Annotated in this window: 8 protein-coding genes and 2 pseudogenes; 4 read left to right on the top strand and 6 right to left on the bottom strand. The window is 34.8% G+C overall.

The window, feature by feature from the left end; genetic code table 11:
• Positions 1 to 77: 77 nt before the first annotated feature.
• Positions 78 to 1,424: a branched-chain amino acid transport system II carrier protein gene (gene brnQ / locus AC0KUU_RS29215; RefSeq protein WP_043980842.1), complete on the top strand. Its 1,347-nt coding sequence runs from the start codon at positions 78 to 80 to the stop codon at positions 1,422 to 1,424.
• A 272-nt stretch (positions 1,425 to 1,696) separates the two neighbouring features.
• Positions 1,697 to 1,969: an HU family DNA-binding protein gene (locus AC0KUU_RS29210; protein WP_013083575.1), complete on the top strand. Its 273-nt coding sequence runs from the start codon at positions 1,697 to 1,699 to the stop codon at positions 1,967 to 1,969.
• A 95-nt stretch (positions 1,970 to 2,064) separates the two neighbouring features.
• Here AC0KUU_RS29210 and AC0KUU_RS29205 read toward each other — a convergent pair.
• The 6 genes and pseudogenes from AC0KUU_RS29205 to AC0KUU_RS29180 form a co-directional block, all read right to left on the bottom strand.
• Positions 2,065 to 3,275 (bottom strand): annotated as a pseudogene (locus AC0KUU_RS29205) (Ger(x)C family spore germination protein).
• Positions 3,275 to 4,363, bottom strand: a pseudogene (locus tag AC0KUU_RS29200) (spore germination protein). The pseudogenes AC0KUU_RS29205 and AC0KUU_RS29200 overlap by 1 nt, the downstream one beginning before the upstream one ends.
• 24 nt (positions 4,364 to 4,387) lie before the next feature.
• Positions 4,388 to 5,953, bottom strand: coding sequence for a spore germination protein (locus AC0KUU_RS29195; protein ID WP_377570510.1), 1,566 nt, complete (start codon positions 5,951 to 5,953; stop codon positions 4,388 to 4,390).
• Positions 5,950 to 6,078, bottom strand: coding sequence for a hypothetical protein (locus AC0KUU_RS29190; protein ID WP_277813726.1), 129 nt, complete (start codon positions 6,076 to 6,078; stop codon positions 5,950 to 5,952). The genes AC0KUU_RS29195 and AC0KUU_RS29190 overlap by 4 nt, the downstream gene beginning before the upstream one ends.
• Before the next feature lie 1,188 nt (positions 6,079 to 7,266).
• Complete coding sequence (gene nhaC / locus AC0KUU_RS29185; RefSeq protein ID WP_043980852.1) at positions 7,267 to 8,673, bottom strand: Na+/H+ antiporter NhaC; 1,407 nt, start codon at positions 8,671 to 8,673, stop codon at positions 7,267 to 7,269.
• 1,002 nt (positions 8,674 to 9,675) lie between these two features.
• Positions 9,676 to 10,584 carry a DMT family transporter gene (locus AC0KUU_RS29180; protein ID WP_043980854.1) on the bottom strand — a complete coding sequence of 303 codons (909 nt, stop codon included), beginning with the start codon at positions 10,582 to 10,584 and terminating at the stop codon, positions 9,676 to 9,678.
• 493 nt (positions 10,585 to 11,077) lie between these two features.
• Here AC0KUU_RS29180 and hemA point away from each other — a divergent pair, with 493 nt between their 5' ends.
• Complete coding sequence (gene hemA / locus AC0KUU_RS29175; RefSeq protein ID WP_043980855.1) at positions 11,078 to 12,310, top strand: 5-aminolevulinate synthase; 1,233 nt, start codon at positions 11,078 to 11,080, stop codon at positions 12,308 to 12,310.
• A gap of 127 nt (positions 12,311 to 12,437) precedes the next feature.
• Positions 12,438 to 13,561, top strand: a protein-coding gene (locus AC0KUU_RS29170) for an IS3 family transposase (RefSeq protein ID WP_116733221.1) whose coding sequence is annotated in 2 segments (ribosomal slippage) — positions 12,438 to 12,723 and positions 12,723 to 13,561 — 1,125 coding nt in all. Because the reading frame shifts where the segments join, the coding sequence is not laid out codon by codon here.
• Positions 13,562 to 13,587: the final 26 nt, after the last annotated feature.

The following is a 13,587-nucleotide window of genomic DNA, read 5'->3' as shown; positions in this document are numbered from 1 at the left end:
AAACCCTGTACATTCTTTCGGCCTCTTGTTTCATTTATATAAAAATAGTGAAAGTTGTTATTTTATGGAGGTTTTATATGTCGGATAAAGTGCCATTTTCATTTATAGTAGTTATTGGTTTAATGTTATTTGCTCTATTCTTCGGGGCAGGAAATTTAATTTTCCCACCAATGCTTGGTCAATCAGCAGGAATAAATATTTGGTCAGCTAATGCCGGATTTTTAGTAACCGGAGTTGGGTTACCGTTACTTGGTGTGTTAGCATTTGGTTTTTCAGGGAAAGATGACGTACAGTCACTAGCAAGTCGCGTACACCCTGTGTTTGCTCTTATATTTACAACCGTACTTTATTTAGCGATTGGTCCTTTATTTTCCATACCAAGAGCAGGAACCGTTTCTTTTGAGATAGGCGTCAAACCTTTTTTGGCGGAAGATCTAGACCATATACCTTTATTTATTTTCACCATCATCTTTTTTAGCATCACATGCTTTTTCTCACTAAACCCTGTTAAAACTATCAATATTATCGGAAAATTCCTAACACCTATTAAGTTAACATTTATTGGAATTCTTGTAGCGGTGGCTTTTATTAATCCGATTGGGGATTTTCAGGCACCTACGAAGAACTATAAAATTCACTCATTTTTCAAGGGATTTCAGGAAGGTTATTTAACGATGGATGCTCTTGCAGCTTTTGTTTTTGGAATTATTATTATTAATGCTATTAAAGAGAAAGGCGCAAAAACAAAAAAACACATTATGACTATTTGTGCAAAGGCAACAGGAATTGCTGCGATTATCCTAATAACCATTTATACGGCTCTTTCTTACATGGGTGCTTCAAGTGTAGAAAAACTTGGACACTTAGATAACGGAGGTACTGTTTTGGTAAAAGTCTCGAATTATTATTTTGGAGCTTACGGTGGAATACTATTAGGATTAATGATTACGGTAGCTTGTTTAACAACTAGTGTAGGGCTTGTTGCTTCTTGTTCTTCATTCTTTCATAAACTATTTCCAAAGGTACCTTATAAAATACTTGCTATTAGTCTATGTGGTTTTAGTGCAATCGTTGCTAACATCGGGTTAACACAGTTAATTGCTATTTCTATACCTCTATTAACAGCTATTTATCCATTAGCTATTGTATTGATATTCTTAACTTTTTTTCATCCTTTATTTAAAGGAAAAACTGAAGTTTATCAAGGGAGCTTACTTTTGACATTTATTATTAGTCTATTTGATGGATTAAATACGGGTGGTATTCACATTTCATCTATTAATAGTTTCTTTATTAGAGTTCTCCCTATGTACAAAGTAGGATTAGGTTGGATTGTTCCAGCTATTATTGGAGGATTAATAGGTTTTAGCATAGTACAAGGAAAAACCCTTCTTAATTACAGGTCATCTAGACTGAATAAATAATAAATATTCTGATGCAAAGGTTACATCTATTTGAAAATAGGAGAAACTCATCAAAAAGGAAGCTTTTTTCTTATTGAGAAAAGCTCCCTTTTTGACGATTTTCTTCTGTCTTGAATAGGGTTCATTTTGTCTTAAAGCAAATCTCAGCATCTAGTTTATTAGATAACTTTTTAAATCCTCAAATGAGTGCTTATATTTGAACATTTTATAAAGACTGTGATATGTTCTACATATACATACTATATATGCAATAAGAAATGAGGTATTTACATATGAAAAAAGCTGAATTAATCGATGCAGTTGCAACAAAATCAGAACTAACGAAACAAGATACTAAAAAAGCTGTAGATGCGTTGTTTGAAACGATTTCTAATACACTTGCTAATGAAGAAAAAATTCAATTGATTGGATTCGGTACATTTGAAGTACGTGAACGTGCAGCTCGTACTGGACGTAATCCCCAAACTGGTGAAGAAATGACGATTCCAGCTTCAAAAGTTCCTGCGTTTAAACCCGGAAAAGAATTAAAAGAAGCTCTTAAATAAGTATAGGATGAATACTTTTCAGAAAGCCTAAAGGTTATTCCTTTGAGCTTTCTTTCATTTTTGAGATTAAAACAAGCAAAATTAAACTTGGAGGTTTACTTTTTTGATCCTGATGTTCCATAATCTTTAATCGTTAATTTTACATCATAGTTAATGGGAACTTCACTAAATGTTTGATCCCAATTGTCTTTGACTCTTATCCATACCCTAGGATGCTTAATTCTCAATTGATTTCCGAAACCCGCAACATCAACCTCATATTCTTTTTGCATTTTTTTGTTACGTTCCTTATCAAATGCTTTACTTCTTTTTCTGAAGTTTTTTGTGCCTTCTGTAAAAATTGATTTTTTAAAGGATTTCCTGAGACCACCCAATTCTCAGATAGCCTTCCCTCTGATTTAATGTGTACATCGAAGGAGATGTTATTTCCTTTCACATGGGGTTTTATATGACTTTTCATAGACTCTATTTCATACACGATCAGCTAACCGGTCTTTTTATCAAAGCTTTTCACTAGACCTCCTTTCCCTTTTCCTGTGATCCAAGTCAGACCATCTAGTTCTTCTTCATTCAAAAAACCAATCATTTTATGTGTTTTCCCTTTAATTATCCCAGCACCAGCAAATTTGATTTCTCCATTTGCTGACAATACATTTTGCAATAAAAAACTAGACCCTGATTGGATTTTACTCTCTAATTTAATAAGAGACATAGGAGGTAAAATTCTCGTTGTTCGATAGGTATTGTCTATCATTCCAGCCAGACGTAAAGCTGGGATTTCTCCTCCTGTTTTCGATTCGAGTGTGTCGCTGGCTTTCCCTTTACTAATAAGTACAAGACAACTTGGTCTAAAATCATTGTCACGAAGGTTTTGATCCACTAATTGTTCCAAACTATATGATCGCGCAAGGGCCTCACCAATAACCATCACTTTCATATGGGGACTGGTTAAAGGAGCATCACTTCTTAAGGATAATTCACGAACTATTTGAAAAGCAGAATCTCCTGTTTCAGACACATTCATGTAAGATTTTCGCTGAGGTCCTCCTTGTTTAGTTGTTGAACTTGCTACTTGTGGGGTGATCAGTTGGTAGGTTGACGTAATCAGATTCTTTTTTGGATATCCCTCTGCTTGTTCATCAAATTCTTTTTCAACCATAGACTCCTTATCTTTATCATATGCCACCCCTACCCCAAAACTTTGCTCTTCAATTTCATGACTACTCCAGCAGCCTGTCAGAGGAAAGAGCAAAAGGACAAGGAGCGAAACTGAGAGAAAGCGTATATTGTTTCGACTTAAATTCATTATTTTCCTCCCCTCCATTTTGCGACAATAAGAAGAGGCAATGGAAGTAAGCCAAATAAAAATAATGCAAGAGTACCCACCATATCCCCAAGCTTAAATACGTCATTAATATTTTTGGGAGTCATAGAAATTAAATAAATAATTGGAATTACACCATATATAAATGGATGGATGCTCTTTTTGAAAAGTTGAGCCAGCCCCAGAGCAGCAGCATAATGAGCCATAGTAAAGATAGTAAACATTTGCATCATCCATACCACCAGTAACAAGGAATCAAACCGTTCAAAGATTAAACCGGTTAATTCAAAACTTCGTATCAAATCAAGTGTTGGCCATGTTCTCGTAACTACTCCATCAACTGATAACGCTCCCAAGACCATTACAACGGTTATCATATAAAAAATTAAGGCCATAAAAATTCCACTTAAAGTAGCTTTTACTGCTTTACTCGGCTCTTTCATAAACGCCACAAGTAGTAGCATAATTTCTGGTCCAGTATATGCCAGACTCGTTGTCTTTATCCCTTTGAGAATAGGGATAATTCCCTCCCCAAGAACCGGGCGTAAATTATCCAGTTCAAATATTTTAAAGCTCATAAAGGTAACCATCAAAAAAATGACAACCGTAATAGGTAATATAATTTCAAATAGACGAGTAATCGGATTGATTCCTCCCACGATTAAATAGATTCCCACCCACATAAATGGCATGACAATAGCCCAGGTAGGAGTCCCTTCTAACAATAAATACTTTGTTACTTCTGTTAATGAACGAATTTGAAATCCAGAAGTTGTTAGAAAATAGCCGACAATAAGTAAACTAAGTAAACTGCCGACCCATTTTCCTACAATTTCTTGACTGTATTGATAAACGGTTTTTTCAGGAAACTATAGACTTAGCTTTACCATGATTATCCCTGCCATCATCGCGATTAGCCCACCTAAAATAACCGTTAGCCATACATCTGGTGTGTGTACCTTCTCAACAGATGTTCTGGGTAGGGTGAGAATTCCCGTACCAAGGGTAAAATTGATGACAATAACAGCTGTTTGAGGAGTTGTTATTGTGTCTTTTGGACTAAGAATCATTTTTCCTCTTCCTTTCATGAGAGGTTATCCTTTACGTAAAGGGGCTTTGGTATGCGTCATCTTTGGACGTCGTTTCATCATCATAAGAGGCATACGGACCATCAAGTCTTTCCATTCACTTAAACGATAAGGAACAGCTGGACTCATATAAGGTACACCAAAACTTTTTAGTTTTACTAAATGGCTCATCATGAAAAGGAAAAATAAAACCACGCCATATAATCCAAGGATGGCGGCACAAAGCATGGCTGCGAAGCGAAGAATACGTAATGTAATCCCTACACTATATTGCGGAATAGAAAACGATGAAATGGCAGTTAACGCCACTACGATTACCAAAATGGGGCTAACGATCCCTGCCTGCACTGCAGCTTCTCCAATGATTAACCCTCCGACAATTCCCATTGCTGGACCAATTGGCTTTGGTAATCGGAGTCCGGCTTCCCTCAAGATTTCAATAGCTACTTCCATGAATAAGGCTTCTATAAGGGCTGGAAATGGCACTCCAGACTTTGTTCCTATAATGGAAATAGCTAACTTAGTGGGAATCATTCCTGGGTGAAACGAAATAAACGCAATATACACAGCCGGTGTAAAAAGAGCAAGAACCACTGCGATATAACGAAGAAAACGAATGAATGTACCAGGAATCCACCTTTCATAATAATCTTCCGGGGACTGTAACATCATGCTAAATGTAACCGGAGCAATCAAAGCAAAAGGCGTCCCATCTAATAAAATGGCAACCCGACCTTCCATCAAGGCAGCCATTACGCGATCAGGACGCTCGGTATTCTGTACCTGTGGAAAGGGGCTAAGGTAATTGTCTTCAATGAGTTGTTCGACATAACCTGACTCGGGCACATTATCAAGATCAATTTTCTTAATTCGCTTTTCTACTTCTTCAACTAATTCTGGATCAACGATCTCGTTTATATAAGCAACAACTAGGTCTTTTTTGGAACGCTTTCCTACCTGAAATTTTACGAGCGACAAATTCTCAATGTCCCCGTTTCCTCTTAAAAGAGATGTATTATCACTTAAAGATTCAGTGAAGCCTACCCGTGGACCTCTCACTAATGCTTCTGATACGGGCTCTTCAATCGTTCTTGTTTTTAATTTAGTTGTACCAAGAATGAATGCATGTGATAATCCGTCAATTAAAAGTGCAGTAGAGCCTGTTAAAACTTTTGATGTTACTTCTTTAATAGAATGGACCTCTTCTACATTACTGATTGATAACACTTGGTTTTTGATAAATTGATTTGAAAGACAAGGCTGTTCCTGTTGGTATTCTGCTGAAAAATCGACCATCAATGATGTCATAATATGTTTATCAATGAGATCTTTATCTGATAGTCCCTCCACAAAAATAATACATGCCTGGATACCGGTACGTCCTATAATAAAATCCCGAAAATGAACGTCCCAGTTATGACTAATTTCTTTTCTAATTACTTCTAGATTTATAGTGAGATCGTCAGTAAACTGATTAATTGAATCTCGAGACGCAGATTTCTGTTTGCTTTCATTTTCGTCAGTGGATTCCCCTGTTTTTCTCATTTTCGATTTCCATCTTTTCATTTTCATCGCTCTTCCTCTGAGTTACGAATCTCACTAAATAATTTGTAGATTAAATACGGGATGACAAACACCATAAACGCTTGTACAAAAACTGGCCATTCTGGAAGGTAGGAAACAATTGATTTCCACATACTAATCACCCTACTTGTGTCAATATCAAAGCAATTCTAGTAATAAATAGCCGTAAAATATCGTTATTCATTCTATAGAAAATTCCTTTATTTACCAAGTAGTATTATTCGCTTTTTTATTTCTTATACAACGGAAATTTAATCTGATCTGCATATTGATTTACAAATAACATGGAGCTACATGGATGCAATTACTATGGAATAATTGAAAATGCCTATCCAGGTAAATTCAGGCCATGGGAATTTCAACACGTTCCAAATGGATACTGGAAAGGAGAAGAAGGAAGCATTAGAGCAATTTAAGCAGTTCAATATGTCATTGAAGTTGATGCTGGAATCACCCTTCATAAAATCCCTTCTACTATTAATCATCATTTCTTTAAGAACTATCGTTTAGGATAGGAGGTATTTTTGCTCAATCCCCATTCAATGTTATCAATAATGTTTACCCCGGCATATAAAATTACTGGAAATTAAATCATGTAGTTATAAATTTTAGGAAATATCCCGTATACATGGAAGAGGTAATAGAATGGTTTCTCTTTCAATAACTTGGTTTTTCCTCCTATGCTGAGCATTTATAAAAATTAAAGTAAAGCATTTCTTTGAATATCAATTAACCGGTTTATATTAAAGAGCATTTAACTCCCGGTTAGAGAAAATTAAACAGTGGCTCTCAATAGGGGGCGAGAAAGAGGAAAGAACTAGACAGCAATTAGAAACAGCATATGATCACTCTAACTAAAGATGTTACTTTAACAAGTCGAATACACTATAAGTGGCCTCTAATGTAAAAAGATTGAAGTAGTCAAATAATCCATTTACCATTATGAAGAAAAAATTCTAAAAAACAGGTGCTCAAAAGGTCGTCTGTTCTTCAAAAATGACAGGTGCGTTAAAACTAAAAGGTAAACCTATTGCGATATTTTATAAAATCACTATAAATTAATTTTTTACATACCGGCAAAAAAGACACTCTCTATGAGTGTCTTCTAAATATAAATTTATTGGTTCAGAGGCGAAATCCTATATAAATGAAAAATTATATATTTAATTTTAGATAAATCTTCATGGAATCCTCCAAACAGCTTACGTATTAATTCCACCTACAATTCAAAAAATCTTTGATAGAATATTGACGCTATCTCATGAAGCTAGCATTTCAAATGGAACAAAATTTCTAGATTTCTAAGAAATTTTTTTAGTATCAGAACTATTACCTTTAATATACCAAATAAATTTCCCTGTATAGCCATAAATAATAGCAAGTGCGATGGAAACAAAGCTTAACCACATGAATGGAACGTAGGAGAAGGTAGAGATACCTAAAATTCCCGCCATGAAAATTCCATTATCTGACCAGGGAATCATACCAGATGTTAATGTCCCACCAACTTCAGAGTTGCGAGCCAGTACTCTTCGGTCAATGTGTAATTTATCATAGCTTTCTGCCATAATTTTAGGGGTTAAAATTAATGAAACGTACATAGCACAACCAAATACATTTGCTAAAAAAGCAACGATTAAAGTAGATAAGGTCACGTTCCCTGCTGATGTTAGGCGGTGTTGAAACTTAGAAACAATTACTTTTAATACTCCTAAATGCTCCAACAATCCTCCAAATCCTAACCCAAAAATAATTACGACCACTGACCCCAGCATTCCTTCGATTCCTCCCCGGTTTAGGAGAGTATCTATGAAGTCGATCCCAGTATTAATTGAGAAACCTTCATAAGCAGTACCAAGAGCATCGGCAATATTCATGCCTTGGAACACAAAAGCCCAAATCACTCCAAGAAAGGCCCCCATAACAATCGTAGGCATAGAGGGTTTTTTTAATGCAAGCATAAGAATTACAAATACGGCAGGTATCAGCATCCAAACATGAATATCAAAGGTTTTAAGTAATGAAGTCTTAAGAAATTCTACTTTTTCTAAGTCTGTATTTTTACCTCCATACATAAACCCTGTGACAGTAAAAAGAATAGCCGTGATAACGTATGCAGGAATATCTAAATATAACATGGCACGTACGTGTGCAATTACATCCACTTTCGACATTGATGCTGCAAGCACCGTACTGTCAGATAGTGGAGATAACTTATCTCCAAAATATGCACCAGAAAGAACAGCACCAGCTACAAGTGGAAGAGGAATACCAAGTCCCTCTCCGATTGCTATCATAGCAATTCCAGCAGTTCCAACAGTTCCCCATGATGTGCCTGTAGCTAAAGAGGTAAGTGAGCAAATAACGAGTGTGGCTAATAAAAAAATACTTGGATGGATAAACTCTAACCCATAGTAAATAAGTGTTGGTACAACTCCTCCTGCAATCCAAGTCCCAATAAGAGCACCGACCGAAACGAGAATCAATATAGCTTCAAGACCATTCGAGATGCCACTGGTAATAGCTCCTTGTAATTCTTGGTATCGGTGTCCCAAACGTAATCCAAGTAAAATGACAAGGAACCATGAAATAAACAACGCTAGCTGTATAGGTAAGTCAAAAATTACAGTAAAAGAAAAGACAATGCCTAAAAATAATCCCAATGTGCAAATGATCTCTAACATAGATGGTAATCGTACGTTTTTCATAGTAGTTCCCCCTCAAATAAAGCGTTTTCATAATTTTGCTATAAAAAATATACTTATTTTTTTGGCTTTCTTGGCATCCAGTTTTTTGTCTAACATGCATACTAATTTAGAAACGCTCACTTCTCTTGTTCATGCTTCTCGAATGTGTAATGATAACCTGATGTATTTTTTCTTCCTTCCTCCCTCCCTGCATATAGAGACATGCCTTATCCTTTGTTCAAACATGAAGTAGCAATGGCTGTAGACATTTGTGTATTTTTGAAAATACTTAATTGTTTCCCATGTTTATTCTTTAAAATAAAATGATACCGTTTTCAAAAGATGTTATTTAAAATCTCTCTACATATATTTCCTAGACATTTAAAGAATACAGTCTCTATTTCAAGATGTAACTTCATTATAGTGAATCTCCTTTTTTTGTATAGAGGAAATATATTGAATAAAATCAAACAAAAATAGAAAATTATATTTCTAGGTTTTTTGTGTTCCTTTCGCGTACTTAAGTTACATTATATTTATAACACGAGGATAAATCAAGTAATTTATTATTCATTTCGCGTACAATCTATTTGATTTTGATGTAGAGTTAATTTATACAAATGGGAGATCTGCCGGGAAAATTGTTCAACAAATAATTGATAATATTGATTAGGATATGTGGAGTTAGTATAGTTTCATGGACACGGTTTAATTAAGTCTTTGCAATGACTTTTGAGAGAATGTGTCCCAAATGAAACATTTTTGCTACTGAGGCTTTAAATTCAACTTAACTATATTTGTCTTTCATGATACATTAGTCAACGGATTAAATTTTCATGCGAAATAAATTTAAATTTGATACTTGCAAAACCTCACCATTTCCAATTACGATATATCTCGTATAATACAAAATTCAAAATATTCACCGAGAAAACAAAAGCGCTTGGACTAAGAGTCCCAAGCGCTTTTGTTTATATAACATCCAAAAAAGAAAAATGGATGGAACATATGTTACTATACTCATTATTTATTTATTGAATTTGTTTTAACTTTTATTTTAGATATGTAAGATCCTATACCTAAAGCTATACCAGCCCCTAAACAACTAAAGATACATCCCACTAACAGATAAACAGATGGAGCTGATTCACCAATTGCTACTGATGCAATTCCTGCTATAGCAGGGAAAAGCGCTACCATATAACCACTTTTAGCACCACCAATTTGTTCGACCAGTTTCAAGTAAAATAACCATGCACCAAACGAAGCAATAAGAGTTAGATAAAGTAACCCAGACCAATAGGAAATAGAATGAGGAAAGCTAATTACTTGTCCTTTAGAGAGTGCAAATGTACCTAATAATATTCCTCCAACTGTAAAACCTATAGCATTTGCATATAAAGGATTTACTTTATTCTTAGCGTTTCTAGCTGATGTAGCGTCTCCAATAGCCGTTATTATAGTACCTAATAAAGCAATTAATATTCCTTTTAAATCTGAGAAACTATGAATATCTCCCATACTTGGGTACAGTAAAATACAAACTCCTAGAACACCTAGTATCCCTCCCAATAAAATGCGAGGATGAAAAGATTCTTTTAAAAATACTCGTAGTGCAATTGGGGTTAAAATGACTTTTAAAGAAAAGATTAATGTTACCATGGCAGCTGAGCTTAAGATTGTTGCATAATAAAGGCAAAGATAACTTAACATAAAGTTACAGATACCAAATATAACAATAAAGGGTATATCGTTTCTTTTTGGTTTGTCTTTAGGTCGTAGACATGCGCTTAAAATTATGAATAAGACAGCTGTAATTAAAAGCCTGTACGTTAAAGAAAGCTCCAGACTAATAGGGGTACCTTGAATTTTTACAGCAATAAAATTTAGCCCCCAAGCGAATAAGCAAAAGATGTACATAAAGTTAGTCATATGCTGAACTCCTTTTCAATAAAAAAAGATTATAGAATAAACTTCTTAAATAGTAGCACAAATAAAAAGAAATAATATCTATAAAAGGTAATATATATAAATTTGGTTTTTTCCTGTATTTTATGATTAAGTCGTTCAAAATAAGAATATATAATTATTTAATTCACCAACACTAAAAAACAGACATTATAAATCTCTTAATTATTTTCTATTTTTTAAAGCCTTTCTACCTATATCTCATCAGAAAATAAATAACGTTATATTATATATAATATTTAAGTGATATTTATCTGTTAAAACAGATAATAAAAAGCTTTAAAAAGGTTCTCTTTTATAGTTTATTAGAATTTTCAATATTATATTAATATTTAAATCCAAGTTGACAATAATGCCCAATTGTTATTATAGTGAATATATTCAAAAAATAACCAAGGAATTTATTGTATTTTTTGATAAAGAAATTTTTCACAGTTCTGCAGGGGGATTATATGATATGTACGAAATGATTGTAAAAAACAAGTTAGAGGATCTAAAAAAAAGTGGTCAATATCGTGAGTTTGTAACGATTAATAGAATAAGTGGTCAATATCCTTTAGCAAATTTAGACGGTACCCAAGATGGAAAACCTGTCGTTGTTTGGTGTAGTAATGATTATTTAGGAATGTCACAACATCCAAAAGTAACAGAAGCAATGCACAATGCTATTGAAATGTATGGTGCTGGATCTGGAGGATCAAGAAATATTGGAGGAACTCATTATCAATACACTCAGTTAGAAGAATCTTTAGCTGAATGGCATAGTAAAGAAGCAGCTCTAGTTTTCCCTACTGGATACGGTTCAAATGATGCAACAATCCAATGTTTATTAAGAATACTTCCAAATTGTATAATCTTTTCAGATGAAAAAAACCATGCATCAATCATTAATGGTATTCGTAGTACTTCAGCTGATAAGGATATTTTTAGACATAATGATGTTGTTCATTTAGAAGAATTACTTGCTGCACAACCTATTGATAGACCTAAAATTATTGTTTTTGAATCTGTATATTCTATGGATGGAGATATTTCACCAATTAAGGAGATTGTAGCACTTGCCAAGAAGTATAATGCGCTTACTTTCTTGGATGAAGTTCATGCTATTGGAATGTACGGACCTCGAGGCTCAGGTATTGCTGCACAGTTAGGAATCGCTGATCAAGTTGATTTTATACAAGGAACAATGGCTAAAGCAATTGGTATCATTGGCGGCTATATAACTGCTTCAGCCTCACTAATAGATGCTGTAAGATCTTTTGCATCTGGTTTTATCTTTACAACTTCATTACCTCCAGCAGTCGTAGCTGCTTGTCATACAAGCATAGAACATTTAAAAAACTCTGAAGTAGAGAGAACAGCTTTACAAAATAAAACTAATATTTTAAGAGAAAGCTTAAACAAGGCGGGCATTCCTATCATGGATTCCAGTGAAACACATATTCTACCTGTTCTAATAGGTGATGCATCTAAGTGTAAAGAAGCAGCTCAAAGATTATTAAAAATTCATGGTGTATATTTACAACCTATCAATTCACCAACAGTAGCAGTAGGGACGGAACGCTTTAGAGTGAATGTTACTCCTAATCATTCTGAAGAACAACTACAGCATCTTACGGAAGCTTTAGTAGAAGTTTTTAATCACTTTGATATTCCTTTTGCTAGCACTAAAGAGTTAGCATACGTTTAATAATTAGAAAAGCATAAAAAAACCTTTGAATAGGGGACTGACCCCATAGAGTGAGACAAATAAAAAAACACCTTTAAGTAAAAAACGGGTATGTAGTACCTAACAATAACTTGGAGGTGTTTTTTCTATGGGAAGAAGAGTTAGCTATCCAGTAGAAGTGAAATTAAAAGCAATTGAAATGAGATTGGCAGGAGTACCAATTAAAGAAGTTATGGAAACTTTACAGATCCGCAACTATACACAGCTCAAAACATGGATGAGGTGGCATAGAGATGGAGAATCCTATCGCCTGGCACAGCCCGTTGGGCAAACATATACCCCTCGAAAAGGGGCTCATTCTCAAGATACTCCATCAAAGTTAGAAGCTGAAAATCGATATTTAAAACAACAGATTGAAGTCTTAAAAAAGTATAAAGAGTTGGAAAGGGAGTGGTACCAGAAGTTGTATTGAACTTAGTAGAAGAATTAAAAGAGAAACTGCCTATCTCTCAAATCTGTCAGTGTCTGGGTATTCCTCGATCAACTTATTATCGTTGGCAGAAAAATGAGCAAGGAGAAGAAACAAAGAGGAAGAAATGGATAGAAGGAAAAGTTGGTGAACAGTGCCGTAAACATAAATTTCGATATGGCTATCGAAAAATTACAGCGTTACTCAATCAAACCATGCATATCAACCATAAAACAGTGCAGCGTGTCATGCAGAAATACGGTTGGCAATGCCGAGTTAAAAGGAAGAAACGGAAACAAACAGGACAACCTTATCAGGTTGCAGAAAACGTGTTAAACCGTAATTTCCGAGCAGAGCGCCCTCTTCAAAAGCTGGTTACCGATATTACCTACTTGCCTTTTGGACCTAAACAGTTGTATCTTTCAAGTATTCAAGATTTATTTAATGGCGAAATCATTGCGTATTCAGTGAGGGATTGTCAAAACGTAGAGTTTGTTTTAGATACATTAAGTCAACTCCCTTCTTTACCTCAGGGATGTACGTTGCATAGCGACCAAGGTTCGGTTTACACATCATATGCGTATCAACGAAAAGTCAAAGAAAGAGGCATCATCATGAATATGTCCCGCAAAGGGACACCTGCAGATAATGCCTCCATTGAATCGTTTCATTCCAGCCTAAAGTCTGAAACGTTTTACCTCGACGAGTTAACATGTACTACGACTGCCATCGTAGAACAAACTGTCGAAAGCTACGTTACTTATTATAACCATATCCGTATTCAAACTAAACTAAACAACTAGTCACCGGTACAATACCGACAACTGGC

The organism is Priestia sp. ST2 (assembly GCF_055810735.1).
This window is presented reverse-complemented; position numbering and strand designations above follow the sequence as displayed.

Bases quoted from the DNA above. Each gene is read 5' to 3' on its own strand.
- brnQ (WP_043980842.1), top strand. From the start codon at position 78: ATGTCGGATAAAGTGCCATTTTCATTTATAGTAGTTATTGGTTTAATG.
- AC0KUU_RS29210 (WP_013083575.1), top strand. From the start codon at position 1,697: ATGAAAAAAGCTGAATTAATCGATGCAGTTGCAACAAAATCAGAACTA.
- AC0KUU_RS29195 (WP_377570510.1), bottom strand. From the start codon at position 5,953: ATGAAAATGAAAAGATGGAAATCGAAAATGAGAAAAACAGGGGAATCC.
- AC0KUU_RS29190 (WP_277813726.1), bottom strand. From the start codon at position 6,078: ATGTGGAAATCAATTGTTTCCTACCTTCCAGAATGGCCAGTTTTTGTA.
- nhaC (WP_043980852.1), bottom strand. From the start codon at position 8,673: ATGAAAAACGTACGATTACCATCTATGTTAGAGATCATTTGCACATTG.
- AC0KUU_RS29180 (WP_043980854.1), bottom strand. From the start codon at position 10,584: ATGACTAACTTTATGTACATCTTTTGCTTATTCGCTTGGGGGCTAAAT.
- hemA (WP_043980855.1), top strand. From the start codon at position 11,078: ATGTACGAAATGATTGTAAAAAACAAGTTAGAGGATCTAAAAAAAAGT.